Genomic DNA, 26,985 nt, shown 5'->3' with positions numbered 1-26,985 from the left:
ATTTTCGCGGCAGGCCGGCCATCCCTAAATAGCGCTGGTTTTCCATGGGCAATCGGGGACTGTCTGCATGTGCGGTATCGTTGGGATCGTCGGCCACTCGCAGGTTGCGCCGCTCATCGTCGATGCGCTGAAGCGTCTGGAATACCGCGGCTATGACTCGGCCGGTGTCGCCACCATCGAGCGTGGCGAGCTTGCCCGCCGGCGCGCCGAGGGCAAGCTGGTCAATCTCGAGCGCCGGCTCAGGGACGAGCCGCTCGACGGCACCATCGGCATCGGCCACACGCGCTGGGCAACGCATGGCGTGCCCAACGAGACCAACGCGCATCCGCATTTCTCCGAAGGCGTCGCCATCGTCCACAATGGCATCATCGAGAATTTCGCCGAACTGCGCGATGAGCTGACGCGCGACGGCTATTGCTTCGCCTCGCAAACCGACACCGAGGTCGTCGCCCATCTGGTGGCGCGCGAACTGGCCAGGGGGCTGCAGCCGATCGAGGCCGCGCACCAGGCGCTGAAGCGGCTGGAGGGCGCCTTTGCGCTGGCCATCATGTTCAGGGGCGACGACAACCTGATCGTCGGCGCCCGCAACGGACCGCCGCTCGCCGTCGGCCATGGCGATGGCGAGATGTTTTTGGGCTCCGACGCCATCGCGCTCGCCCCGTTCACCAACTCGATCACCTATCTCGAGGACGGCGACTGGGCGGTGGTGCGCCGCGACGGCGTCGCCATCTTCGACATCGGCGGCGAAAAGGTCGACCGCAAGCGCCAACAATCGCTGTCGACCAGCTTCATGGTCGACAAGGGCAACCGGCGCCATTTCATGGAGAAGGAAATCCATGAACAGCCAGAGGTGATCTCGCACACGCTGGCCCACTATGTCGATTTCGTCTCCGGCGTGTCGAAGCCGCTCGACCTGCCGTTCGATTTCGCCAAAATCGGCCGGCTGGCGATCTCGGCCTGCGGCACCGCCTATCTCGCCGGCCTGATCGGCAAATACTGGTTCGAGCGCTATGCGCGGCTGCCGGTCGACATCGATGTCGCCTCGGAGTTCCGCTACCGCGAGATGCCGCTGTCGGGCAACGATGCCGCCTTCTTCATCTCGCAGTCGGGCGAGACCGCCGACACGCTGGCTTCGCTGCGCTACTGCCGCAAGGCCGGCATGCGGATCGGCGCCGTGGTCAATGTGCGCGAATCGACCATGGCGCGCGAATCCGACGTCGTGCTGCCCACGCTTGCCGGCCCCGAGATCGGCGTCGCCTCGACCAAGGCCTTCACCTGCCAGCTGTCGGTGCTGGCCTCGCTGGCGGTGCGCGCCGGCGTGGCGCGCGGCGCGATCTCGACGGAGCAGGAAAAGATCCTGGTGCGGGCGCTTTCGGAAGCACCGCGCTATGCCAACCAGGTGCTCAAGCTCGAGGCGCAGATCGAACGCATCGCGCGGGAGCTGTCACGCTATTCCGATGTGCTCTATCTCGGCCGCGACACCAATTTCCCGCTGGCCATGGAAGGGGCGCTGAAGCTCAAGGAGATCTCCTATATCCACGCCGAGGGCTATGCGGCGGGCGAATTGAAGCATGGACCGATCGCGCTGATCGACGAGAACATGCCGGTCATCGTCATCGCCCCGCATGACCGCATCTTTGAAAAGACCGTGTCGAACATGCAGGAGGTGGCGGCGCGCGGCGGCAAGATCATCCTGATCACCGACAGCAGGGGGGCGGCGCAGGCGAGCGTGAAGACGATGGAGACGATCGTGCTGCCGGACGTGCCCGAGATCATCTCGCCGATCATCTACGCGCTGCCGATCCAGATGCTGGCCTACTTCACCGCCGTGTTCATGGGCACCGACGTCGACCAGCCGCGCAACCTGGCGAAGTCGGTGACCGTGGAGTAGGCGACGACAAACCCTCGATTTGGCACCATCGGCCTAAGCGAAGCTAAGTATCTGTTCAACACTTCCCCGCAGTTCTGGATGAACTTCCAGCAGTCCTATGAGCTTGAGACGGAAGCGAAAAAACTCGCCCCTGAGTTGGAGAAGATCGAACCGCTCGGGGCCGCGGCATAACAAGCCCTTTAAAAACTTCGCAGTTCCAAACCGGCTTCCGGTTCACTAATGTTGCGTTGCAACCCGCGCCTCCGGTGAACCATGTCCGATGCTCCGAAGACCTCCGGCATGACCCGGCTGAGGAACTATTTCCTCACAGGTTTCATCGTCTGCGCGCCCTTGGCGATCACCGCCTATATCGCCTGGTCGTTCATCAGCTGGGTCGATTCCTGGGTAAAACCCTATATTCCGGCACGCTACAGCCCCGATACCTACCTGCCATTCCCGGTGCCCGGGTTCGGGCTGATCGTCGCGCTTATCCTGATCACGGTGATCGGCTTCTTCGCCGCCAACATTGTCGGCCGCGCCATTGTGGGTTTCGGCGAGCGCCTGCTTGGCCGCATGCCGCTGGTGCGCGGCATCTACGGCTCGCTGAAGCAGATTTTCGAGACCGTCCTGTCGAACAAGGGCGACATGTTCCGCCAGGTTGGGCTGGTCGAATATCCGCGCAAGGGCGTCTGGTCGCTGGTGTTTGTTGCCAGCGAAAAGGAGACAGAGATCAATGAGAAGCTTGACCAGGAGGGCGACCCGCTGATCGCCGTGTTCATGCCCTGCACGCCTAATCCGACGACCGGCTTCCTCATGTATGTGCCGAAGTCCGACATCGTGCTGCTCGACATGACGATCGAGGACGGCGCAAAACTGATTGTATCGGCTGGCCTAGTAGCGCCGGAAGTGAAAACCAAGATGGTGACGCTGAATGGCGAGCCGATCAACGGAACGGTGGCCAACCCGCCGCTAGGACCTCACCCGGCGCGCAGAAGCCGCACGGCCTCGTCGCGCCCGAACAAATAGAGCAGCAGGCGCAGCGCTTCGCCGCGGTCGGATTGCAGCTCCGGGTCGCGGGACAGGATCAGTCTCGCATCATCGCGGGCAGCCTCGAGCAGATCGGCATGCGCCTCGATGCGCGCCACCTGAAAACCCGGCGTGCCGGACTGGCGGGTGCCCAGTAATTCGCCTTCGCCGCGCAATTTCAGGTCTTCCTCGGCAATCAGGAAACCGTCCTCGGTCTCACGCATCACCGACAGCCGGCGTTTTGCGGTCTCGCCGAGCGGATCCTTATAGAGCAGCACGCAGGACGAGGGTTTGTCGCCACGCCCGACCCGGCCGCGCAGCTGGTGCAATTGGGCAAGGCCGAAGCGTTCGGCATGCTCGATGACCATCACGGTGGCGTCGGGCACGTCGACGCCGACCTCGATGACCGTGGTGGCGATCAGGATGCGCGTCTCGCCCTGCTTGAAGGCACGCATCGCCTCATCTTTCTCGCCGCCCTTCATGCGGCCATGGACGAGGCCGATCCGGTCGCCGAACAGCGGTTTCAGCGAGGCGAAACGGTCCTCTGCCGACATCAGCTTGATCTCTTCGGATTCCTCGACCAATGGGCAGATCCAATAAATCTTCTGGCCACCGGCGACGGCGTCGACCATGCGGCCAACCAGTTCGTCGAGCCGGTCCAACGGCAAGGTGACGGTGCGGATCGGTTGGCGGCCGGCAGGTTTCTCCGTCAATTTCGACACGTCCATGTCGCCGAAGGCGGTCAGCACCAACGTGCGTGGAATGGGGGTTGCGGTCATCACCAGCATGTCGGGCGCGTCGCCCTTGGCGGTGATGGCAAGCCGCTGGTGAACGCCGAAGCGATGCTGCTCATCGATGACGGCCAGCACCAGATCATGGAAGGCGACAGTCTCTTGGAACAGCGCGTGGGTGCCGACGACGATGTCGATCTCGCCGCTTGCCAGTCCGGCCAGCGTATCGGTGCGCTCGCGGCCTTTCTCACGGCCGGTCAGGATGGCGATGCGCAGCCCGACCCTGGCGGCAAGCGGCGCGATCGTCGCCAGATGCTGGCGCGCCAGGATTTCGGTCGGCGCCATCAGTGCCGCCTGGCCGCCGGCCTCGACGGCGCGCGCCATGGCCAGCAGCGCGACCACGGTCTTGCCGGAGCCGACATCGCCTTGGAGCAGCCGCAGCATGCGTTCGGGGTCGGCAAGGTCGGCATTGATTTCGGCGAACGCGAATTCCTGGCTTGATGTCAGCGAATAGGGAAGGGCGGCGCGCAGTTTCTCAACGATGCTGCCGTCACCCACCAAAGGACGACCGGACAGCCGGCGGACCTTTGCCCGGACCAGCGCCAGCGAGACCTGACCTGCCAGAAATTCGTCATAGGCGAGGCGTCGCCAGGACGCGCCTTCAACCGAGACGTCGATCGGATCCGCCGGGTTGTGGATGCGCGCGAGCGCATCGGCGAAGGCGGGAAAGGTGTGCCGGCGCATGAAAGCGCCATCCTGCCACTCTGGCAAATCGGGCACGCGCGCCAGCGCTTGACCGATCGCGCGGCGCAGCACCTTGCCCGAGAGGCTGGCGGTGAGCGGATAGACCGGTTCGACGAGCGGGAGGTTCTCCGCTTCAGTGGCCAGCGCTATGTGGTCGGGGTGGACCATGGTCGGGCGGCCGTTGAACCATTCCATGCGGCCGGAGACCACGACATGCTCGCCCACGGGCATTGCTTTTTCGAGATAGGCAGCGTGGGCATGGAAAAAGGTCAGGCCGATTTCGCCGGTATCGTCATGCGCGAAGACCCGGTAGGGCACCGACCTGTTGCCGCGCGGCGGCGGCTGGTGGCGATCGATGCGCACCTCGAGCGTGACGATCGCGCCTTCGGCGGCAAGCGCGATGCCGGGCCGGTTGCGGCGGTCGATGACGGTGTGCGGCAGCACGAACAGAAGATCGCCGGCACGCGCGGCGCGATCGCCGAGATCGGCGGTCACCACCTTCTCGATCAGCGCGCCGACCTTCGGCCCGACGCCGGCAAGCGAGGTGATCGGGACAAACAGCGGATCGAGGATGGATGGGCGCATGATGTCAGCTTATGTCGCGAGGGCCGCAGCGCAAGGCTGACAGCACCTTCTATCCACGCTATATGCGCCGCAGCAAGCGAGGATGCGGCACAATGACCGGAACGAAACGATCAAGCGAGGGGCTGGATGCCCACCGCCGCAAACTCTTGTTCCGCTCCTGGCATCGCGGCCTGCGCGAGATGGACCTGATCCTCGGCACGTTCGCCGACGCGGAGATCGGTTCCTTGACCGGCGAGGAAATCGACCAATATGAGAGGCTCCTCGACATCCCCGACGCCGAATTCCTGCCGCTGGTTACCGGCGAACGCCCCGTTCCGGCGGATATCGATTGTGCCGTCCTGCAAAAAATCCTGGCGTCCCGCCGGACCATGACCTTCTGAACACAAGCAATTCCAGGAAAAGTGCTAAGCGGTTTTCCGTCCGGAATTGCGACAACCAAGACCGTGATTTGATGAGCCTCATTCCCATCATTGGCCTGCCGAAGGGCCGCGCCGGCCAGTTCATCGTGGATGGCGTCGCCGACGGCTATGAAGCCTTCGCCCTGGTGCAGACGGCCCTCGAAATCGCACCCGACAAGCCGGTGCTGTTCGTGGCGCGCGACGGCCAGCGCCTGCCGGCAATCGTCGAGGCGCTGTCTTTCGCCGCACCCGGCCTGCCTGTGCTGGAGCTGCCGGCCTGGGATTGCCTGCCCTATGACCGGGTGTCGCCCGGTTCGGATGCCGCCGCCAAGCGCCTCGATGCGCTGACCGCCATGATCGCGCTGGCGAAGAAGCCGCACCGTGCCGTCATCCTCACCACCGCCAATGCGCTTCTGCAGCGCGTCCCGCCGGCCGACCTCGTCGAGGCGCAGACCTTCCATGCCAGGCCGGGCAACCAGATAGACATGAACGTGCTGATCGCGCGGCTGGAAACGTCAGGCTTCGAACGCGTGCCGACGGTGCGCGGCATCGGCGAATTCGCGGTGCGCGGCGGCATTCTCGACCTGTTCGCACCCGGCTGGACCGAGGCGCTGAGGCTCGATTTCTTCGGCGACACGCTGGAATCGATCCGCGTCTTCGACGCGGCCACCCAGCGCACCACCGGCCAGCGCAAGTCGATGGCGCTGCAGGCGATGAGCGAAGTGGCGCTGACGCCCGAAACCATCAGCCGCTTTCGCCGCGCCTACATCGAGGCGTTTGGCGCGCCGTCGCGTGATGATGGCCTCTACGCCGCGGTCAGTGAAGGGCGGCGCTTCGCCGGCATGGAGCATTGGCTGCCGTTCTTCTATGAGCGGCTGGAGACGGTATTCGATTATCTGCCGGACACGCCCGTCGTTTTCGACCATCTGGCGCATGAGGCGCTTGCCGAACGCCACACGCTGATCCTCGATCATTACGAGGCGCGGAAAAAGCAGGCCGACAGCGCGCTAAGGGATGCCGTGCCTTACAAGCCGGTGGCGCCGGATCTGCTTTACCTCTCGCCGGAAAACCTGATCGCCTCGCTCGGACCGCGCGAAGCGATCGATTTCACTCCCTTCGACGCGCCCGATGCCGGTGCCAAGAAAGTCTATCACGCCGGCTCACGCCATGGCCGCAGCTTCGTCGAGGAGCGCGCCGACCCGAACGTCAATGTCTTCGATGTTGTCGTCAGGCATATCGCCGACGAACGCGCGGCGCGCCGCCGTGTCGTCATTGCCGGCTGGACCGAAGGTTCGCTCGACCGGCTTGGGCAAATCCTGGCCGAGCATCATCTCGGCAATCTCAAGCAGGTCGACACGCTGACGGAGGCCGAACAGCTTGAGCCGGGGCAGGCGGCATTGGCCGTTCTGCCATTGGAATCCGGCTTCGAGACCGGAAAGCTGGTCGTCGTCGCCGAACAGGACATTCTCGGCGATCGGCTGATCCGCCGTTCGAAGCGCAAGAAGCGCGCGTCTGACTTCATTGCCGAAGCTTCGGCCCTATCAGCCGGCGATATCGTCGTCCATGCCGACCATGGCATTGGCCGCTTCATCGGCCTGCGTACCATCGAAGCGGTTGGTGCGCCGCATGACTGCCTGGAAATCCATTATGCAGGCGACGACCGGCTGTTCCTGCCGGTCGAGAATATCGAGCTCCTGTCGCGCTACGGGTCGGATTCGGCCGAAGCGACGCTGGACAAGCTTGGCGGCGGCGCCTGGCAGTCGCGCAAGGCAAAGCTTAAGCGGCGCCTGCTCGACATGGCGGGACAGCTGATCCGCATCGCCGCGGAGCGGCAGATGCGCGCCGCACCGCCGCTGGTGCCGGCCGAAGGCCTCTATGATGAATTCGCCGCCCGGTTCCCCTACGAGGAGACCGACGACCAGCAGACAGCGATCGATTCGGTGCGGGACGACCTTGGCGCCGGCAAGCCGATGGATCGGCTGATCTGCGGCGACGTCGGCTTCGGCAAGACCGAAGTGGCGCTTCGTGCCGCCTTCATCGCGGCGATGGAAGGATTTCAGGTCGCCGTCGTGGTGCCGACGACGCTGTTGTCACGCCAGCATTTCAAGACGTTCTCCCAGCGTTTCTCGGGGCTTCCCATCCGCGTCGCCCAGGCCTCCCGGCTGGTCGGCGCCAAGGAACTCGCGGAGACGAAGAAGGCTTTGGCCGAAGGTCAGGTCGACATCGTCGTCGGCACCCATGCGCTGCTCGGATCCTCGATCTCGTTCAAGAATCTTGGCCTGCTGATCATCGACGAGGAGCAGCATTTTGGCGTCAAGCACAAGGAACGGCTGAAGGACCTGAAGACCGATGTCCATGTGCTGACGCTGTCGGCGACGCCGATCCCGCGCACGCTGCAACTGGCGCTGACGGGCGTGCGTGAACTGTCGCTGATCGCCACGCCGCCGGTCGACCGCATGGCGGTGCGCACGTTCATCTCGCCGTTCGATCCGCTGGTCATCCGCGAAACGCTGCTTCGCGAGCGCTATCGCGGCGGGCATTCCTTCTACGTGGTTCCGCGCATCAGCGATCTCTCGGAGATACATGATTTCCTGCGGGAATCCGTCCCGGAACTGAAGGTGGCGGTAGCTCACGGCCAGATGCCGCCTGGTGAACTCGACGACATCATGAATGCCTTCTATGACGGCCAGTACGATGTGCTTCTGTCGACCACGATCGTCGAATCCGGTCTCGACATCCCGACCGCCAACACGCTGATCATCCACCGCGCGGACATGTTCGGCCTGTCGCAGCTCTACCAGCTGCGCGGTCGTGTCGGCCGCTCGAAGGTACGCGCCTATGCGCTGTTCACGCTGCCGGCCAACCGCAAGCTCACCGACACGGCCGAGCGCAGGCTGAAGGTGCTGCAATCGCTCGACACGCTGGGCGCCGGCTTCCAGCTTGCCAGCCATGATCTCGATATCCGTGGCGCGGGCAATCTTCTGGGCGAAGAGCAGTCCGGCCACATCAAGGAGGTCGGTTTCGAGCTCTATCAGCAGATGCTGGAGGAGGCCGTCGCCGAGGTGAAGGATTCCGGCGAGGTTCAGGACGGCGGCTGGTCGCCGCAGATCGCCGTCGGCACGGCGGTGATGATCCCGGAAACCTATGTGCCCGACCTGCAGCTCAGGCTGGCGCTTTATCGCCGTCTCGGCGATCTCGAAAACACCGAGGAGATCGACGCCTTCGGAGCCGAACTGATCGACCGGTTCGGTCCGCTGCCGGAGGAGGTGAAGCATCTCCTGAAGATCGTCTTCATCAAGGCGCTCTGCCGCAAGGCCAATGTCGAGAAGCTCGATGCCGGGCCGAAGGGCGTCGTCATCCATTTCCGCAAGCGCGAATTCCCCAATCCGGTCGGGCTGGTCAAATTCATCGGCGAGCAGGGCTCGCTGGCCAAGATCAGGCCGGACCATAGCGTCGTCTTCGTGCGCGACTGGCCGAATGCCGAAAAACGCCTGGCAGGCTCCGCGGTTGTCATGACGCAGCTGGCGAAGTTGGCGGAAAAGGCCGCCTGATCTCAGGTTCGGGTGGTCCTGGGTGCCTCAAGCCATTCGCCAAGGCTGAAATTCCGGTCTAGAATAGGAAATCGGCTTCGTGTATGGAGCCGCGGTCCCATGTGGGGCTTGGCGGGCAAATGGCGCCCATTTATTGGTTTGACGCAATTCCTGTGGGAAAACCGTTTCACACTTTTCCTGGAATTGCTCGGAAAGAGCGTTGGGTGCAGCGATGACGAAATGGTCGCCGAATTCTTGGAGAGCAAAGCCGATCAAGCAGGTTCCCGCCTATCCGGATCTTACCGCTCTGAAGAACACGGAAGCCCAACTCGCCACCTTTCCGCCGCTGGTCTTTGCCGGTGAGGCACGCAAGCTGAAGAAGCAGTTGGCGGCCGTCGCCGCCGGTGAAGCCTTCCTCCTTCAGGGGGGCGACTGCGCCGAGAGCTTCGCCGAACATGGCGCGGACAACATCCGCGACTTCTTCCGCGTCTTCCTGCAGATGTCGGTCGTGTTGACCTTCGCCGGCGCGCAGCCGGTGGTGAAGGTCGGCCGCGTTGCCGGCCAGTTCGCCAAGCCGCGCTCGTCCGACAACGAGACCAAGAGCGGCGTCACGCTGCCGAGCTATCGCGGCGACATCATCAACGGCATCGAGTTCGACGCCAAGTCGCGTATTCCCGATCCCGCCCGCCAGGAAATGGCGTATCGCCAGTCGGCGGCGACGCTCAACCTTCTGCGTGCCTTCGCGCAGGGCGGCTACGCCAGCCTTGAGAACGTGCATCGCTGGATGCTCGGCTTCGTGTCAGACAGCCCACAAGGCGAAAAGTACGCGTCGCTTGCCAGCCGCATCACCGAGACGATGGACTTCATGAAGGCCGTCGGCATTACCTCGGAGACCAATTACGCGCTGCGCGAGACCGATTTCTACACCAGCCACGAGGCGCTGCTGCTCGGCTACGAGGAAGCGCTGACCCGCGTCGATTCTACCTCGGGCGACTGGTACGCCACCTCTGGCCACATGATCTGGATCGGCGATCGCACCCGCCAGCCCGACCACGCGCATGTCGAATATTGCCGCGGCATCAAGAATCCGCTCGGCCTGAAATGTGGTCCATCGTTGACGCCTGACGGCTTGCTGGAGCTGATCGACCTGCTCAATCCCGAGAACGAGCCCGGTCGGCTGACGCTGATCGCCCGTTTCGGCTCCGACAAGGTCGCCGACCACCTGCCGAAGCTGGTGCGCGCGGTGCAGAAGGAAGGCCGCAGCGTGGTCTGGTCATCGGATCCAATGCATGGCAACACGATCGAGGCCGCTGGCTACAAGACGCGGCCGTTCGATCGCATCCTGAAGGAAGTGCAGACCTTCTTCGAAGTGCATCGCGCTGAAGGCACGCATCCGGGCGGTATCCATGTCGAGATGACCGGCAAGAATGTCACCGAATGCACGGGCGGCGCACGCGCCATCACGGCCGAGGAACTGCAGGACCGCTACCACACGCATTGCGACCCGCGCCTCAATGCCGACCAGGCGATCGAACTGGCGTTTCTGGTGTCGGATCTGCTGAAGAAGAGCCATCCGATCCAGCAGAAGCACGCCGTTAACGGCTGATCCTGCCGACCCCAATCGATCGGTGCGAAGGCGCCTGAGAAATCCGGCGCCTTTCCATTTTCAGTTCATGGCTGGTGCCTCCGCCGATGCCGGCGCGATCGGCGAACGGGAGGCATCAGTCTTTCTTGTAGAGAAGCCAGCTCTTGCCGGCGCGGCCGGCCATCGTCGAATGCTTGGTGACGCGGTTGCGGCCGCTGACCTTCGAGCGGTAGAGCGCCCGGTCGGCCTTGGTGTAGAGGTCCTCGGGACCGTCGGCCTCGGATGCCATGCAGATGCCCATCGAGACCGTCACGGTACCGTACTTCATACCGGTCTGGCTGCTGGCGAATGGCGTCTGTTCGATCAGCGCGCGAATGCGCTCCGCGATCTCGTAGGTGGCGTCCTCGCTGGCACCCTCGATGATCAGCGCGAACTCCTCGCCGCCGGTGCGCGCGACGAACATATCGCCGCGAATGCTGGTCTGGAAAATCTCGGCGATGATCTGGATGATCTTGTCGCCGACCGGATGGCCATACCGGTCATTGATATCCTTGAACCGATCGATGTCGGCAAGGATCAATGCGTTGAACAGAATGCCTTTGTTGCTGTTGTAGATTCGGGTAATTTCCCTGTCGAAGGCGCGACGGTTCCAGATCTGGGTCAACGGATCGGTGTTGGCCAGCCGCTTGTATTCCTCGAGCTTCGACTTGACGCTCTCGAGCTCCGCCGTCTTGTCATTGAGTGTCGAGGCGACCTGTCGGCCGTGGTCGATGGTCGAATTGGTAGCGATCGACATGGCGTTGGCGATCTTTTGCAGAAGATCCTGGGAGAGCAGGCTGCGGCTGTTCAGGCCGCTCGATGTCTCATCGAGAATCCTGCCGTATTTCTCGATATGGCTGCGCTCGCTCCGCAACAGCGATGCGACTTCCTCGAGTTCCCTGGCGATAACGTCCCGCGCATGCTCCACGATGCCTGGGCCATGGTTCTGGGCAAAGAAAGAACGGCCGATCTTGTCCAGCTCGTCCTGTGTGGGCCGGCTATTCAGTGAAAGCACGGCAAGGCTGAGTTCACGATTGGTACCACTTAGCGCTTCATAGAAGATCTCGTAATTGCGCGGCAGGCCGAGCACGCCTAACTGGCGCATCGTGGTGACAACAGCGGATGCGATATCGGTGTTCTGTTCGGTTGGTGCTGCTGCCGGCTGCATATCTGATACACTCTTTCCTTGGATTCCGACGCAGAATATGTGGGTCCACTGATCGCTGAACGGGGGGAGCGGCCTGCCGACATTCCAGAACATCTTGCGAAGAGACGCGTCCCCACCGACGACCTTTGCTTGAGAGACCATAATTGCGTCAGCGCTAAAGTTTCCTTAATCCGCACGACTTCCACGGGTCTTTCTCTACCTGTGGCTGTAGAAACATGAATTTCTGCACCACCAATCGAGGGACAACACGCAGTTTGGCGGCTTTGAATTAGAAACCGCGCGGCGCGCGGCTGAAAATGAATTTGAATTTCGAAATCGTCACGCCGGTCGGTGTCGTATTTGCTTGCGCGTAACCACCGCAAGGCTGGACTCCTGACGACGATGAACGAGGTTCTTCACGATGACGGACGAGGTTCTTCAAGGAGTGCCGAAATGAGTGACAGTCACCAGGGATCGTGCCTGTGCAAAGCGGTCCGCTTCCGAACGCGCGGTGCACTGCGGGGCGTCGTCTACTGTCACTGTTCGCAGTGCCGTAAACAAAGCGGGCACTTCTATGCCGCGACCAATGTTGCCGATGCCGACATCGTGATCGAAGGCGCGGAAAACATCACCTGGTACGAGGCGTCCGCCTTCGCCAGGCGCGGCTTCTGCAAAGTATGCGGGTCAGTGCTTTTCTGGAAACCAAGGGATCAAGTCTACATTTCGGTCATGGCGGGATCGTTCGACAGGCCGACCGGCCTCGAGGGCCAATGTCATATCTTTGTCGGCGACAAGGGCGACTATTATTCGATCCATGACGGGCTGCCGCAGTTTGAAAAGTCGACGCCGTCTATACCGGTCGTTGAATGAATTTTGGACAAGACGCCTTATTCCATTGATCGGGCCGTTGCTTTATCCCGTGCCGGTGGTTCGCAAAGGGGTCTAGCATGCAGCGGCTGATCGATGCTTTTATCAATTCGGTGCGGGCATTTCGCAAGCTCGCCGTTAGTGAGAAGGCTTTCCAGCAGGAACTGATGCTGCTGGTGCTGGCCTTGCCCGCGGGCTGGTTCATTTCAGTGTCGTGGCGCAGCTACGCGCTGCTGATCGGCGCAGTGCTGCTCCTGATCATGGTCGAGGTGCTGAACACCGGCATCGAGGCGGCCTGTGACGCGATTTCTCGTGAATTCCACATCGACATCCAGCTCGCCAAGGATTGCGGCTCGCTGGCGGTGCTGATTTCGGTCGTGATTGCTGGTGGCGTCTGGGGCATCGCTCTCATCGAGCGCGTAGCCGGGGTTCCGATCTGAGACTCTGATCCCTATATGACAGTCACCGGAGCCTGATCCCGATGAAATCGGGACGCTCTGGTTTATGTTGGCCATGATCTTTTCCGAAAACCGATTCCACGTTTCGGGATCATGGCTAAGGAAACTGTCATGTTCGAATTTACAAATTCCCTGCTTCTCGAACGCAAAGGCTTGCCGGATGACCTGCGCTGGCTGACCGAGAAATATCCGCGCGAAACCTGGCAGGGCCACGCCAACATTCACGGCATCGCCAATATGTGGCTGCAGCGGCACGACATGTTCCGCGAGCTCGGCGGCATGCTCACCAACGGCATTGGCGATTATCGCGAAGGCAGGCTGACGGCACCCGATTTCGCGCGGTGGTTCGCGCCGCGTCTCAATCATTTTCTCGGAAATCTCGATGGCCACCACAATGTCGAGGACCATCATTATTTTCCGGTCTTTGCCAAGGCGGAGGCGCGGCTCAAGCGCGGCTTTGAAATCCTCGACGCCGACCACCACACGATCCATGAAGGACTGGAACGTAACGCCGAGGCGGCGAATGCCTTTATCCGCACGCTTCAGGAAGGCGAGGACAAGCAGCGCTTCGCCGCCGATGCCTATGCCGACGAGAACAGCCGGCTGATCGCGATGCTGACCCGGCATCTCGCCGACGAGGAGGATCTGATCATCCCGCTGATCCTCGACCGGGGCGATCGGGCGCTTGATATAGACTGACGATCAGCTCAGCTTTCCCTGGCTCGCTCCTTGCTGGCGACATGGCGCGCCACAAGCCAGGCAATGATGGCCACCGCCAGACCGATCCCCAGACCAATCAACAGGCGCTCGTGGCGGGCCAATGCCTTGCCGATAAGCTGCTCGGCTCCCAGCCCGAAGATGTAGCCTATCGTGCCGAACAGGATTGCCCAAACCGTCGACGAGGCGGCGTTGAGGACGACGAAACGCAGCATCGAGATGCGCGACAGTCCGGCCGCTATGCCGCCGACGAGGCGCATGCCGTAGATGTAACGGTTCGACAGCACGAAGATGTTGGGATGGGTGTTGAGCAGATGGTAGGCGCGGCGGAAACCGGGGCGCCGGCGCAATCTCACGACATAGCGATGATCGGCAAAGCTTCGCCCAAGGATGAAGAAGCCCGTATCGCCGGCGAAGGCGCCGAGTGCTGCCGCGACAAAGGCATGCCACAGCACGAAGATATGCTGGTGGGCGAAGAAGCCGCCGAGGATGGCCGCACTTTCCCCTTCGGCAACGCAGCCGAGAAAGACCGCAAGCAGCCCGTATTGTTCGATGAAATGATGGATCGTATCGGTCATGAAGCCGGCTGCTGCGACAGCCTTTCATCGATCCGCTGCACCTGTTCGGCCAGCCGCACGATCTCGTCGCGCATGCCGAGGATCTGGCTGTGGCGCAGTTCGTCGAGCTTTTCATGCAGCGCCATGATTTCGATCTCTGCCTTCAGATTGACCTCGTAGTCATGGGCGGCATCGATGCGGTCGCGCTCGATCTGGCGGTTCTGCGCCATCATGATCACCGGCGCCTGAATGGCGGCAAGCATCGACAGGACAAGATTGAGGAAGATGAACGGGTAGGGGTCGAAGGCATCGCGTGACAGAAGCCAGACATTGCCAGCGGTCCAAAGGACCAGGAAAGCCAGAAAGGCGAGGATGAAGGACCAGGAACCGCCGATGCGGGCGATGGTGTCGGCAAGCCGGTCGCCGAAGGTCTGGTGGAAGGCGACAGCCTTGTTGGTGTCCCTGGTGATGGTGGTGCGCTCGAACGTTGACTGCAGCACACGGCTCTCCAACTGGGTGAGGCCGTCCGGCCGTCGCTTGAACCAACGATTCGCCAGTTCATCGATCGTCTTGTACATGGCTGTCTCCAGGTCTGGGCTGGCGATAGAGGTAGAGGCTGCCGGCTCCCAGGGGAAGTGATACATTGCGGCGGACAGCGAGGGACCGATGGCCGATTTTCAGAAAATTCGCCTGCGCGCGGCAAAACGCAAGGGCGGCGAAGCGGAGCTTTCGACGCTGCTCGGGCCGGTGCCCGACAACGCCGCCGTCGCCGAGATCGCGGACGACCGCATTCTCTCGACGATGGCCGAGCGGATATTCGCCGCCGGTTTCGTCTGGCGCGTCATCGAGCAGAAATGGCCAGGCTTCGAGGAGGCGTTTCTGCGTTTCGAGCCGAAGCGGCTGTTGTTCCAGCCTGACGATTTCTGGCACGATCTGGCTTCCGATCAGCGCATCGTGCGCAACCCGCAGAAGATCAGGTCCGTTCGCGACAACGCCGCCTTTGTCGAGCGCGTGTCCAAAGAGCATGGCGGCTTCGGCAATTTCCTTGCCGAATGGCCGGCCGATGATCAGGTCGGGCTGATGGCCTATCTCGGCAAGCATGGTAGCCGGCTCGGCGGCAACACCGGCCAGTATTTCCTGCGCTGGCTGGGCTGGGATGCCTTCGTCATTTCGACCGATATGGCGGCGGCACTTCGCGACGCCGGGCTCGATATCGCGGAAAGCCCGACCTCGAAGAAGGACCTCGATAAAGTCCAGGCGCAGATCAACCGGTGGGCTGCCGAGACAGGTTTGCCGCGGCGGCACATTTCGCGCATCCTGGCGATGTCGATCGGTGACAACCATTCTCCGCAAGCGCTGCGCGAGTACATGGGCGAGGACTGATCGTCGGTCTGGACACCGTTCACCCAATCATTCGGCCTGACACCGTTGATGCCCGTCAATCGGTCTGGGGTGGTCCAAGCGAACGCCATTGCGAGGCGTATTTTGCCGCGCTAAGTCAGCAGGCATGACCAAGAAGCCTGACATCCTGCGCATCGCAATCGCCCAGCTCAACCCGACTGTCGGCGATGTCGCCGGCAACCTCGCCAAAGCTCGCGAGGCGAGGGCGGATGCCGCCCGCCAGGGCGCCGATCTCGTGCTCTATACCGAGCTTTTCCTCGCCGGCTATCCGCCGGAGGATCTGGTGCTGAAGCCGGCCTTCCTGAAAGCCTGCGAGCGCGCGGCGCAGGACTTCGCCGCCGATACCGCCGATGGCGGCCCCGGCGTCGTCATCGGCACGCCGCTGAAGCGCAAGAGCGGCACGCACAATTCGATCGTCTTCGCCGATGGCGGCAAGATCATCGCCGAACGCTACAAGCTCGATCTTCCCAACTACGGCGAATTCGACGAGAAGCGCGTCTTCCAGGCTGGGCCCGAGATCCAGGGGCCTATCAATTTCCGCGGCGTGCGCATCGGGATTCCGATCTGCGAGGACATCTGGGGCGAGATCGGCATCTGCGAGACGCTTGCCGAAAGCGGGGCGGAAATCCTGCTTGTGCCGAACGGCTCGCCCTATTACCGCGCCAAGATCGATGTCCGCCAACAGGTCGTCATCAAGCAGGTCATCGAGTGTGGCCTGCCGATCATCTATGCCAACCAGCTCGGCGGCCAGGACGAGCTGATCTTCGACGGCGCGTCGTTTGCTATTGGCGCCGACAAACGGCTTGCCTTCCAGATGAGCCAGTTCGAGGAGGCGGTCGACGTCACCACCTGGAAAAGACAGGATGATCATTGGGCCTGCTCTGAGGGGCCGATGTCGAAAATCCCCGAGCGGGAGGAAGCCGACTACCGGGCCTGCATGCTGGGTCTGCGCGACTACGTCAACAAGAACGGCTTCAAGAATGTCGTGCTCGGCCTGTCGGGCGGCATCGATTCGGCGATCTGCGCGGCGCTTGCCGTCGACGCACTTGGCGAGGAACGGCTGCGCGCGGTGATGATGCCTTACCGCTACACGTCGAAGGATTCGCTGAAGGACGCCGAGGACTGCGCCCGCGCGCTCGGTTGCCGCTATGACATCGTGCCGATCTTCGAACCGGTCGAAGGCTTCATGCATGCGCTGACGCAGCTTTTCGAGGGCACCAAGGAAGGCATCACCGAAGAGAACCTGCAGAGCCGTGCGCGCGGCACCATCCTGATGGCGATTTCCAACAAGTTCGGCTCGATGGTCGTCACCACGGGCAACAAGAGCGAGATGTCCGTCGGCTACGCCACGCTCTATGGCGACATGAATGGCGGCTTCAATCCGATCAAGGACCTCTACAAGATGCAGGTCTACGCGCTGTCGCGCTGGCGCAACAGCCATGTGCCGCCGGGCGCGCTCGGACCGTCGGGCGAGGTCATCCCGAAGAATATCATCGACAAGGCGCCGTCGGCGGAATTGCGCGAGAACCAGACCGACCAGGATTCGCTGCCGCCCTATCCGGTGTTGGACGATATCCTGGAATGCCTGGTCGAGAACGAGATGGGCGTCGACGACATCGTGGCGCGCGGTCATGACCGGGCGACGGTGACGCGTATAGAGCATCTGCTCTACATCGCGGAATACAAACGCCGGCAGGCGGCACCGGGCGTGAAGATCACCAGGAAGAATTTCGGCCGCGACCGCCGCTATCCCGTCACCAACCGTTTCAGGGATCGCGAGTAACTCGCTCGCTGATTGAAAATACGCGGCACCGTGGGGGAGATACAGCCATGCCTGATTGTGAAATCAGCTTCGACCTGTCGCGGATCGATTTCCGGGCGACGTCGGACCTGTTGATGGCAAGCTACTGGGGCGACGGCCGCAGCGATGAAACGCACCGCCGCGCCTTTGCCCATTCGTTCTGCGCCGCCGCCTATATCGACGGCAAACAGGTCGGATTCGGTCGGGCCATCACCGACCGCACGGTGTTCGCCTATCTCGCCGACATTATCATCTGGCCGCAGCATCGCGGGCGTGGCATCGGCTTGCGGCTGGTGCGGGCACTCATCGACCATCCGGAGCTAAGCACCGTTTCGCACTGGAGCCTGTCGACGAGCGATGCGCACGGCATGTACGAGAAGCTGGCTTTCAAGCCGTCGACCGATGGCCGATATATGCGCCTTGATCGTACACCGACGTCCTGACGGGCGATGAGTGCAATTGTTGCAAATTCGTCTCATTGCTTGGACCAGATGCCGTTTCGGCGGCGGCCTGCCTTGGCGAAGCTATAGGGCGTCTCTATAAGGACTTCTCCGCGATTCCCTTCAGGGAGGTCCGAATGCCAGGATTTGACATCGTTATGCGAGGCCGCGAGGCCTAGGTCTGCGCCGGTGTTCCGAAGTATCGGAACCACCCCGGACGTAGAAAAGGCATTTGCCGCTGCCGGTCGCCCCCTTGGGCAGCCGACCAACCATAGCCGAACCTCCGCATTCATGGGCAATCAGCCCCAACGCGGTTTTTTCCGTTTTCGACTTTACCGGGATCGGGCTTTTTGCGCCCGAATGACATCATGGCTCGTTTTAAGATCGATTTGCGCGCGAGCGCGTTTCGCAGTGTTCTTGGCTTTACCTTTCTCCATTGGCGGCGCCAGCCCTGGCGGCTTTCGCTGATCATGGGCGGCTTCCTGCTGTCGACGCTGGCCGACGTCCTGACACCTCTCTATTCCGGCCGGCTGGTCGATGCCGTCGCCAGCAGCGCCGGCGCGGACCCCATTGCCTGGAATGCGGCGATGACGGCGTTTTCCATGCTGATGGCGCTGGCCCTGACCGGCGTCGTGCTGCGCAACCTTGCCTTCATGGCGATCGTCGAGCTGACGCTGAAGATGATGGCAGACATTGCCGCAGACGCCTTCCATCGCGTGCAGCGCTTCTCCACCGACTGGCATGCCAACTCCTTCGCCGGCTCGACCGTGCGCAAGATAACGCGCGGCATGTGGGCGCTCGACCTGCTGAACGACACTATCCTGATCGCCTTGCTGCCGTCGGTCGTCATGCTCGTCGGTTCGACGCTGCTGCTCGGCTGGTTCTGGCCGCTGATGGGCGTGGTCGTGGCCGCGGGCTCGGTACTGTTCATCACGGTGACGGCGATGCTGTCGCTGGGCTATGTCGCGCCGGCCGCAAGGCTCGCCAATACCTGGGACACGCGCCTCGGCGGCTCGCTCGCCGATGCAGTGAGCTGCAATGCCGTGGTCAAGGGCTTTGGCGCCGAGGAGCGCGAAGAGCGTCGCCTTGCCAGGGTGGTCGCCAAATGGCGGGCGCGCACGCGGCGCACCTGGGTGCGCGGCACCATCAACGGCACCACGCAAGGGGCGCTGCTGCTGGTCATGAGGGCCGCGGTGATCGGCCTGTCGCTGATGCTGTGGTCGTGGGGGCAGGCGAGCGCCGGCGACGTCGCCTTCGTGCTGACCTCGTTCTTCGTGCTGCAGGGTTATCTCCGGGATATCGGCACGCACATCCGCAACCTGCAGCGCTCGATCAACGACATGGAGGAACTGGTCGATTTCCAGTCCGAGCCTCTCGGCATCGAGGACCGGCCCGGCGCCAGGCCGATCCGGATCACGCGAGGGGCCATCGGCTTCGACAAGGTCACCTTTCACTACGGCAATCACCGGTCGCCGCTCTATCGCGACTTTTCGGTCGACATCGCGCCGGGTGAACGTGTCGGGCTCGTCGGCCATTCGGGTTCGGGCAAGACGACCTTCGTCAAGCTCATCCAGCGGCTCTATGACGTGAATGCCGGGAAGATCCTGATCGACGGCCAGGATATCTCTGATGTGGCGCAGGCGTCGCTGCGCGGCCAGATCGCGATCGTTCAGCAGGAGCCGATCCTGTTCCATCGGTCGCTGGCCGAGAACATCGCCTATGCCAGGCCAAGCGCGACGCAGGAGGAGATCGAGCATGCCGCCAGGCTGGCCAGCGCGCATGATTTCATCGTCAACCTGCCGAAGGGCTACGGCACGCTGGTTGGCGAGCGTGGCGTGAAACTGTCGGGCGGCGAGCGGCAGCGCGTGGCCATCGCGCGCGCCTTCCTTGCCGATGCCCGCATCCTGATCCTGGACGAGGCGACATCGAGCCTCGATTCGGAATCGGAGGTGCTGATCCAGCAAGCCATGGAACGGCTGATGGTCGGCCGCACGACGCTTGTCATCGCGCACCGGCTGTCGACGGTTCGGGCGCTCGACAGGCTGCTGGTTTTCGATCGCGGCAAGATCGTCGAGGAAGGGTCGCATGACGAACTGATCCGGCTGAAGGGCGGCATCTACCGCCGCCTGTTCGAGCGCCAGGCGCTCGAACTGACCAAGGGTCTGGTGATCTGACCGAACCGGGGCCATGCGTGACGCATGGCCCCGGTCTTTTCAACACGCGCGCCATGTTCTATGTCTGCGGCACGGTGCGGGGGCGCATCTTGTCAATCACAAAGGCATCCGGTACGCCCCGCTCATGACAGTTACCGTTCGTTTCGCTCCGTCACCGACCGGCCGCATCCATATCGGCAATGCGCGCACCGCTTTGTTCAACTGGCTGTTTGCCGTGAACAACAAGGGCCGCTTCATCCAGCGCTTCGACGACACCGACATCGCCCGCTCGAAGCAGGAATTCTCAGACGCCATCCTCTACGACCTGCATTGGCTGGGCATTTTCCCGGACGCCACCGAATATCAGTCGCGGCGCTTCGAGGTCTATGACGCCGCGGTCGAGCGGCTGAAGGCGGCGGGGGTTCTGTACGCCTGCTACGAAACGCCGGAGGAACTGGATCTCAGGCGCAAAGTGCGCCGCACGCGCGGCCTGCCGCCGGTCTACGGCCGCGAGGCCTTGGCGCTGACCCACGATCAGATTGCCGAATATCAGGCCGATGGCCGCAGGCCGCACTGGCGCTTCCTGCTGCCCAATTTCACCGGCGATCCACAGCAGCCGGAGCGCACCGAGGTCCACTGGAACGATCTGGTGCGTGGCGAGGAAACCGTCGATCTGGCCTCCCTGTCCGACCCGGTCCTGGTGCGCGAGGACGGCACCTACCTTTACACGCTGCCATCCGTCGTCGACGACATCGATATGGGAGTCAGCCACGTCATCCGCGGCGACGACCATGTCACCAACACCGGCGTGCAGATCGCTCTGTTCAAGGCGCTGGGCGCCGAGCCGCCGGTCTTCGGCCACCACAATCTCTTGACCACCGTGTCGGGCGAAGGACTGTCGAAGCGCACCGGGGCACTGTCCATTGAAAGCCTGCGCGAGGATGGCATCGAGCCGATGGCCGTCGCTTCGCTGGCCGTGCTGGTCGGGACTTCGGAAAACGTCGCGGCCGCGCATGACCTGACCGAGCTAGCCGGTCATTTCGACCCGGCCGCGACGTCAAAATCGTCGGCCAAGTTCGATCCGGACGAGCTTTTCGTGCTCAACCGCGTGCTGCTGCACCATATGCCGTTCGACGAGGCACGAGACAGGCTGATGGTGCTTGGTATCTCCGGCGAACAAGCCGAACCCTTCTGGCTGGCGGTGCGCGGCAATCTTGACCGGCTCGCTGATGCGGTCGGCTGGTGGCGCATCCTGCGCGAGGGGCCGCAGGAGCGGTCCGAGTTCTCCGCCGACGACCGCGATTTTCTGCATCAAGCCTTTGATATCCTGCCGGAGGAACCCTGGAACGGAACGGTCTGGAAGGACTGGACGGGCAAGATCAGGGAAGCGACCGGGCGCAAGGGCAAGGGGCTGTTCATGCCGCTCAGACTTGCCCTTACTGGACTGCCTTCGGGGCCGGAGCTTGCAGATTTATTGCCGCTGATGGGTCGGGAAGGAACGTTGGCCCGACGACCCTGACCTTGCGCTGCTCCGGCGGCAGGGCCGAGACGGGCGACGTCACCGGCTTCGCGGAAAGCCGCTTGATGGCTTCACGGTCGAGCCCGCCTTCTCTATTGGCCAGCGTTTCCGGGTCGGCACCGGGATCGGGCTTGGAGGCCGGAACGGGAACGAAAGGCGCCGCCGCCGCTTCGGGCTGCGGTTGCGTCGGGTTCGACGGATTGCCGCCAATGATCTGGAAATTCTGCGCGGCGTTGCAGCCGCAGGCCGGCGGCCGCGACATGTTGGACTGCTTGTAGAGATAGGCGGTCGGCAATTCACTGTAGGGCCTGCCGGTGACCGATGACGTCATCGAGGCCGAATCATCATCCATGCCGCGCGAATAGAAGACCTGCATCTCGGTGCCGGGACAGCTCGATTCGCAATTCTTCTGGTCGCGTTCGAAATCGCTGGCCGAGGCGGCGTTCGACATGGGAAAGAAATAGCCGTCGCAGGTGCGCACGCAGGTGGTGTGGAATTCGCCGCCCGTGCTCTGAAAATCCGGAGTGCCGGACAGGTTCAGGACGCGGCGGATGTTGCGCTCCTCGCCGGAATCATCGGGCTGGTCCAATGTATCGACCTGTCGGCTGTCGCCGCCGAAAAGCTGGTCGAACAGGTTCGTGTTGTCGTCTTCCCCACGGTCGGCGTCCTGCAGCGGAGCGCGGCGTTGGGGAGCAGCGTCGTCGCGGCAGCCATTGGCGTCGAGCGCCGCCAGGATGCGGCCACGATCGCGGCGTGAGCCGCCGCCGGCGAGCTGCGCACGCTTGGCCTGCAGGCTGTCGAGATTGGCGTTCATGCGCTCAATGGTGGCGTTGAGCCCGGCGCATTGATTGATGTTGCGGGCAAACAGCGAAAATCCGCACCCGGCGCTGCTCGCCTGATCGCGTGCCCTCGATATCTGTTGGCGCTGCCTATCGATCGCGGCATCGTATTTCCGGATCATTGCCGGACCGCCGCCCCCGCCGCGCGAAGCCGCGGCAAGATCGGCCTCCAACTGGCGGCAGACCCGCGAGGCGGCCTGTGGCTCGGTGATCGTGGCACCGGACAGGAAGAGGCCGAGCAGCACGGCAGCATACGCCTGCTTCCACCCTCCGCCTGTCATCCGCCCAACTCCGCCATCGTCCGCAAGGCTACCGTGTTCGCGGTTAATCGCAGTTTACCGCGAAATCTTGGCTCAGCCCAGGTTGGCGATCGCCTGTGCCTTGTGCGCGGCCTCGACCACGGCCAGCGCCGTCATGTTGACCACACCGCGTGACGTGACCGAAGGCGTCAGAATGTGCGCCGGCTTGTCGGTGCCGAGCAGGATCGGCCCGACATGCAGCGCATCCATCATGGCGCGCAGTGCCGTCAGCGTGATGTTGGCCGAATCGAGGTTCGGGAACACCAGGAGATTGGCTTCGCCCTTCAGGCGCGAATGCGGATAGACGCGCTGGCGCAGATGTTCCGACAAAGCGGAATCGGCATGCATTTCGCCGTCGCACTGCAGTTCCGGCGCGATCCGCGCCAGGATCGCCGCCGCCTGCCGCATTTTGAGCGCGCTCGGCGAATCGCGCGAGCCGAAGTCGGAATGGGAGAGCAGCGCTGCCTTCGGCTCGATGCCGAAGCGCTGGATTTCCTCCGCCGCCAGCACGGTCATCTCGGCGATCTCCTCGGCCGTCGGGTCGACGGAGACGTGGGTGTCGGTAAGGAAGATGATGCCGCGCTGCGAGATCAGCATCGACAGCGTCGACAGGTCATGGTCCCTGATCCCGGTGCGCGGCCCGATGATCAGCGTGACGTTGCGCAGATGCCGCTCGAAGCGCCCTTCGAGGCCACAGACCATGGCGTCCGCATCGCCGCGCTTCAGCGCCAGGGCCGCGATCACCGTATTGTCGGTGCGCACCATCGTGCGCGCGGCCTCCGTCGTCACGCCGCGCCGGCCCGCGAGTTCGATCAGGAGGTCGACATAGTGGCGATAGCGCGGATCGTCCTCGGGGTTGATCAGGCCGAAATCGACGCCCGGCTTGATGCGCAGGCCGTAGCGTTTCAGCCTGACTTCGATGACATGCGGACGGCCGATCAGGATCGGCTCGGCGATGCCTTCCTCGAGCACCACCTGGGCGGCGCGTAGCACGCGCTCGTCCTCGCCATCGGCATAGATGACGCGCTTGGCGCTCGAAGCCTTGGCGGACGAGAACACCGGCTTCATCACCAGGCCGGAGCGGAAGACGAAGCGATTGAGCTTGTCGACATAGGCGGCGAGGTCGGTGATCGGCCGTGTGGCGACACCGGTGTCGCATGCCGCCTTGGCAACCGCCGGCGCGATGCGCAGGATGAGACGCGGATCGAAGGGCGAGGGGATCAGGAATTCGGGTCCGAAGATCGGCGTCTCGCCGGAATAGGCGCGTGCGGCGACGTCCGATGGCTCCTCGCGGGCAAGGGCGGCGATGGCCCGCACCGCGGCCATCTTCATCTCCTCGTTGATGGCGCTGGCACCGCAGTCGAGCGCTCCCCGGAAGATGTAGGGAAAGCAGAGCACGTTGTTGACCTGGTTGGGAAAATCGGACCGGCCGGTGCAGATCATGGCGTCGGGACGCGCCGCGCGCGCCACTTCCGGCATGATCTCCGGATTGGGGTTGGCCAGCGCCAGGATCAAGGGCTTGGGCGCCATATGCTGGAGCAGTTCCGGCTTCAGCACGCCCGCCGCCGAAAGGCCGAGGAAAACGTCGGCGCCTGGGAGGACATCGGCAAGCGTGCGCGCCTCGGTGTCCTTCACGTAGGGGTCTTTCCAGCGATCCATCTCGTCGGCCCGGCCTTTGTAGGCGACGCCGAAGCGGTCGGTGACCCAGATGTTTTCGACCTTGGCGCCAAGTGAGACCAAGAGGTTCAGGCAGGCGAGCGCGGCCGCACCCGCGCCGGAGGTGACGATCTTGATGTCCGATATGGTCTTGCCGGCGAATTCCAGCCCGTTGAGCACGGCGGCGGCGACGATGATGGCGGTGCCGTGCTGGTCGTCGTGGAACACCGGTATGCCCATGCGGGCCTTCAGCCGTTCCTCGACTTCAAAACACTCCGGCGCCTTGATGTCCTCTAGGTTGATACCGCCGAAAGTGGGCTCGAGAGCGGCGACGGTCTCGACCATGCGCTCGATCTCCGGGGCGTCGATCTCGATGTCGAAGACATCGATACCGGCGAATTTCTTGAACAGGACCGCCTTGCCTTCCATGACCGGCTTCGAGGCCAGCGGGCCGATATTGCCGAGGCCCAGCACGGCCGAGCCGTTGGAGACGACACCCACCAGATTGGCACGGGCCGTGTAGTCGGCGGCGGTCGCCGGGTCGTCGCGGATTTCGAGGCAGGGGGCGGCCACGCCGGGCGAATAGGCGAGCGCCAGGTCGCGCTGGTTGCCGAGCGGCTTGGTGGCCTGGATCTCAAGTTTTCCCGGCGTTGGGTGCTTGTGGAAGTAGAGGGCGGCTTCGTCGAGGTCCGAACGTGCTATTTTCTTGTTCTCGCCTTCCATGCGGCCGCTCCCTCGAAACCTGCTTCGAGAGTCCTTTTAGCATGAGGTCAGCGGTTTTCGCGACGCTAATTGACGCGCCGATGGCTTTATGGGTCGGCGCGTCGAAAATCACTATATATCAGGTACTTGCGGCTGTTTCATGCCGGATGAGTCGCGCCGCTTTGCCGCCCCTCCGATCAAAAGGCGCTGACGTAGAGACCCCCGTCGACGGGTATGTTCTGTCCGGTCAGATAGCCGGCATGAACCGAGCACAGGAAGGCGCAGATCTGGCCGAATTCCTCTGGCGTGCCGAGTCGCTTGGCCGGCACATCGGCGCTGATGCGGGTCTTGCGCGCCGCGGCCGCGGCGGGATCCTCGACCGTGCCGGCCTCGTGCGGGCCGCGCAGCCGGTCGGTGTCGAGCTTGCCGGGCAAGAGAGAGTTGATGGTGACGTTGCGGTCGATCACCGTTCGCGCCACGCCGGCAAGGAACGAGGTCAGGCCGGCGCGCGCGCCGGACGACAGGTCAAGGCCGGGGATGGGGACATAGACCGACAGTGAGGTGATGTTGACGATACGGCCGAAGCCGCGCGCCGCCATGCCATCGAGGACGGCCTGCACCAGCTCGATCGGCGTCACCATGTTCTGGATGACGCCTTCGAGGATCTTGGCGCGATCGAGCTCGCGGAAATCGCGAAGCGGCGGCCCGCCATTGTTGTTGACGAGGATGTCGGGTTCGGGACAGGCGGCAAGCAGCGCCTTCTGCACCTCCGGTTTCGAAACGTCGCCGACGACTTCCATCACCGTCACGCCATAGCGCTGGCGCAGCTCGGCGGCGGTTTTCGCCACCAGCTCCGCGTTGCGGCCGTTGACGACGATATCGCAACCGGCTTCGGCCAGCGCCATGGCACAGCCTTTCCCAAGCCCCTTGCTCGAAGCGCAGACGATTGCCTTCTTTCCCCTGATGCCGAGCTCCATGACGATTTCTCCTGTGATTTGCCCGTCAGGCTAGCGCCAGCGCTGGACCAATCGCAACCGTCATACGGTTGTTGCATGAATCGGGGCATAGGCTGCTCGAAAGCAAGGGTGAAATCGCGATGTCAGGCCAAGAGCCCCGCACTTTCCGCAGCATGTTCATTTCCGACGTCCATCTGGGCTCGAAGGCGGCGAAGGCCGAGTTCCTGATCGATTTCCTGCGCTACCATGATGCCGACATCATCTATCTGGTCGGTGATATCGTCGACGGCTGGCGGCTGCGGCGCAGCTGGCACTGGCCGCAAAGCCACAACGACGTCGTGCAGAAACTGCTGCGCAAGGCGCGCAAGGGCGCCAGCATTACCTATATCGCCGGCAACCATGACGAGTTCGCTCGCCAGTTCCAGGGCGTGCATTTCGGCGGCATCGTCGTCGCCGACCGTGCGATCCACGAAACCGCCGACGGCAAGCGCCTGCTCGTCATCCATGGCGACCAGTTCGACACCGTCGTCCATAATCAGCGCTGGCTCGCCTATCTCGGCGATCATGCCTATGACGCCGCGATGATCGTCAACCGCGTGGTGACGCGGCTGCGCCAATTGCTCGGCCTGCCCTACTGGTCGTTCTCGTCCTGGGCAAAGGTCAAGGTCAAGAAGGCGGTCAACTTCATCGGCTCGTTCCAGACCGTGCTCACGGAGGAGGCGCGCCGCTCGCATGTCGACGGCGTCATCTGCGGCCATATCCACCATGCGGCGATCGAGAATTTCGAGGACGTGCGCTACATCAACACCGGCGACTGGGTGGAGAGCTGCACGGCCGTGGTCGAACATTTCGACGGCCGGATGGAAATCCTGACCTGGGCGCATGTCCTGCCCGAGGCGCCGGACGAGCCTTTCATCCCGATGCTCATCGAAGATCGGGTCGTGCAGGCGGCCTGAGCCGAATTC

General features: G+C 63.0%; 21 protein-coding genes. 14 read left to right on the top strand and 7 right to left on the bottom strand.

Annotated features, from left to right (window positions below; all coding sequences use genetic code 11):
- Positions 1-67 precede the first annotated feature (67 nt).
- Both glmS and FJ930_RS10740 read left to right on the top strand, forming a co-directional pair.
- A complete protein-coding gene (glmS, locus tag FJ930_RS10750; RefSeq protein ID WP_141837454.1) occupies positions 68-1,891 on the top strand; it encodes a glutamine--fructose-6-phosphate transaminase (isomerizing) in 1,824 nt (607 codons plus the stop codon).
- 252 nt (positions 1,892-2,143) lie between these two features.
- A complete protein-coding gene (locus FJ930_RS10740) occupies positions 2,144-2,896 on the top strand; it encodes a DUF502 domain-containing protein (RefSeq protein ID WP_141837452.1) in 753 nt (250 codons plus the stop codon).
- Here the strand turns inward: FJ930_RS10740 and recG are convergent.
- Positions 2,848-4,956 carry an ATP-dependent DNA helicase RecG gene (gene recG / locus FJ930_RS10735; protein ID WP_141837450.1) on the bottom strand — a complete coding sequence of 703 codons (2,109 nt, stop codon included), beginning with the start codon at positions 4,954-4,956 and terminating at the stop codon, positions 2,848-2,850. The genes FJ930_RS10740 and recG overlap by 49 nt on opposite strands.
- Before the next feature lie 92 nt (positions 4,957-5,048).
- On the opposite strand from recG, the gene FJ930_RS10730 reads away from it, so the two are divergent.
- From FJ930_RS10730 to FJ930_RS10720, 3 genes are all read left to right on the top strand, one after another.
- Positions 5,049-5,336: a succinate dehydrogenase assembly factor 2 gene (locus FJ930_RS10730; protein ID WP_141837448.1), complete on the top strand. Its 288-nt coding sequence runs from the start codon at positions 5,049-5,051 to the stop codon at positions 5,334-5,336.
- Between the two features lie 71 nt (positions 5,337-5,407).
- Positions 5,408-8,905 carry a transcription-repair coupling factor gene (gene mfd / locus FJ930_RS10725; RefSeq protein WP_141837446.1) on the top strand — a complete coding sequence of 1,166 codons (3,498 nt, stop codon included), beginning with the start codon at positions 5,408-5,410 and terminating at the stop codon, positions 8,903-8,905.
- Between the two features lie 211 nt (positions 8,906-9,116).
- A complete protein-coding gene (locus FJ930_RS10720; RefSeq protein ID WP_141837444.1) occupies positions 9,117-10,490 on the top strand; it encodes a 3-deoxy-7-phosphoheptulonate synthase class II in 1,374 nt (457 codons plus the stop codon).
- 115 nt (positions 10,491-10,605) lie between these two features.
- Here FJ930_RS10720 and FJ930_RS10715 read toward each other — a convergent pair whose 3' ends face one another.
- On the bottom strand, positions 10,606-11,676 hold the full coding sequence (locus tag FJ930_RS10715) for a diguanylate cyclase (protein ID WP_141837442.1): 1,071 nt from the start codon (positions 11,674-11,676) through the stop codon (positions 10,606-10,608).
- A gap of 432 nt (positions 11,677-12,108) precedes the next feature.
- Here FJ930_RS10715 and FJ930_RS10710 point away from each other — a divergent pair, with 432 nt between their 5' ends.
- The 3 genes from FJ930_RS10710 (at position 12,109) to FJ930_RS10700 (ending at position 13,679) form a co-directional block, all read left to right on the top strand.
- A complete protein-coding gene (locus tag FJ930_RS10710; RefSeq protein WP_141837440.1) occupies positions 12,109-12,525 on the top strand; it encodes a GFA family protein in 417 nt (138 codons plus the stop codon).
- A gap of 77 nt (positions 12,526-12,602) precedes the next feature.
- A complete protein-coding gene (locus FJ930_RS10705; protein WP_140693033.1) occupies positions 12,603-12,962 on the top strand; it encodes a diacylglycerol kinase in 360 nt (119 codons plus the stop codon).
- A 129-nt stretch (positions 12,963-13,091) separates the two neighbouring features.
- A complete protein-coding gene (locus FJ930_RS10700; protein WP_141837437.1) occupies positions 13,092-13,679 on the top strand; it encodes a hemerythrin domain-containing protein in 588 nt (195 codons plus the stop codon).
- Between the two features lie 8 nt (positions 13,680-13,687).
- On the opposite strand, the gene FJ930_RS10695 is transcribed toward FJ930_RS10700, so the two are convergent.
- Together FJ930_RS10695 and FJ930_RS10690 are read right to left on the bottom strand one after the other, a co-directional pair.
- Positions 13,688-14,275 (bottom strand): DedA family protein, encoded by a 588-nt coding sequence (locus FJ930_RS10695; RefSeq protein WP_140739926.1) that lies wholly within the window; start codon positions 14,273-14,275, stop codon positions 13,688-13,690.
- Complete coding sequence (locus FJ930_RS10690; RefSeq protein ID WP_141837435.1) at positions 14,272-14,832, bottom strand: DUF1003 domain-containing protein; 561 nt, start codon at positions 14,830-14,832, stop codon at positions 14,272-14,274. The genes FJ930_RS10695 and FJ930_RS10690 overlap by 4 nt, the downstream gene beginning before the upstream one ends.
- 88 nt (positions 14,833-14,920) lie before the next feature.
- Here FJ930_RS10690 and FJ930_RS10685 point away from each other — a divergent pair, with 88 nt between their 5' ends.
- From FJ930_RS10685 to gltX, 5 genes are all read left to right on the top strand, one after another.
- Complete coding sequence (locus tag FJ930_RS10685; protein WP_141837433.1) at positions 14,921-15,637, top strand: DNA-3-methyladenine glycosylase I; 717 nt, start codon at positions 14,921-14,923, stop codon at positions 15,635-15,637.
- A 124-nt stretch (positions 15,638-15,761) separates the two neighbouring features.
- A complete protein-coding gene (locus FJ930_RS10680) occupies positions 15,762-17,438 on the top strand; it encodes an NAD+ synthase (RefSeq protein WP_141837431.1) in 1,677 nt (558 codons plus the stop codon).
- Positions 17,439-17,485: 47 nt separating this feature from the next.
- A complete protein-coding gene (locus FJ930_RS10675) occupies positions 17,486-17,899 on the top strand; it encodes a GNAT family N-acetyltransferase (RefSeq protein WP_141837429.1) in 414 nt (137 codons plus the stop codon).
- A gap of 365 nt (positions 17,900-18,264) precedes the next feature.
- Entirely contained in the window at positions 18,265-20,070 is a 1,806-nt protein-coding gene (locus FJ930_RS10670; RefSeq protein ID WP_140739911.1) for an ABC transporter ATP-binding protein, read from the top strand.
- Between the two features lie 124 nt (positions 20,071-20,194).
- Entirely contained in the window at positions 20,195-21,568 is a 1,374-nt protein-coding gene (gene gltX, locus FJ930_RS10665) for a glutamate--tRNA ligase (RefSeq protein WP_141837427.1), read from the top strand.
- On the opposite strand, the gene FJ930_RS10660 is transcribed toward gltX, so the two are convergent.
- From FJ930_RS10660 to FJ930_RS10650, 3 genes are all read right to left on the bottom strand, one after another.
- The gene (locus FJ930_RS10660; RefSeq protein WP_141837425.1) at positions 21,486-22,688 is read right to left on the bottom strand and encodes a DUF2865 domain-containing protein; all 1,203 of its coding nucleotides are present in this window, start codon (positions 22,686-22,688) and stop codon (positions 21,486-21,488) included. The two genes, gltX and FJ930_RS10660, sit on opposite strands and share 83 nt — an antisense overlap.
- 72 nt (positions 22,689-22,760) lie before the next feature.
- Positions 22,761-25,085 carry an NADP-dependent malic enzyme gene (locus tag FJ930_RS10655; RefSeq protein WP_141837423.1) on the bottom strand — a complete coding sequence of 775 codons (2,325 nt, stop codon included), beginning with the start codon at positions 25,083-25,085 and terminating at the stop codon, positions 22,761-22,763.
- Positions 25,086-25,261: 176 nt separating this feature from the next.
- Positions 25,262-26,041, bottom strand: coding sequence for an SDR family oxidoreductase (locus tag FJ930_RS10650; RefSeq protein WP_141837421.1), 780 nt, complete (start codon positions 26,039-26,041; stop codon positions 25,262-25,264).
- Positions 26,042-26,160: 119 nt separating this feature from the next.
- Between FJ930_RS10650 and FJ930_RS10645 the strand changes: the two genes are divergently transcribed.
- A complete protein-coding gene (locus tag FJ930_RS10645; RefSeq protein WP_141837419.1) occupies positions 26,161-26,976 on the top strand; it encodes a UDP-2,3-diacylglucosamine diphosphatase in 816 nt (271 codons plus the stop codon).
- The last annotated feature ends 9 nt before the right edge of the window (positions 26,977-26,985 follow it).

The sequence above is a fragment of the Mesorhizobium sp. B2-4-15 genome (genome assembly GCF_006658505.1).
Classification (GTDB): domain Bacteria; phylum Pseudomonadota; class Alphaproteobacteria; order Rhizobiales; family Rhizobiaceae; genus Mesorhizobium.
Note: the sequence above shows the minus strand (reverse complement) of the source record. Positions and strands in the feature narration are given on the sequence as shown.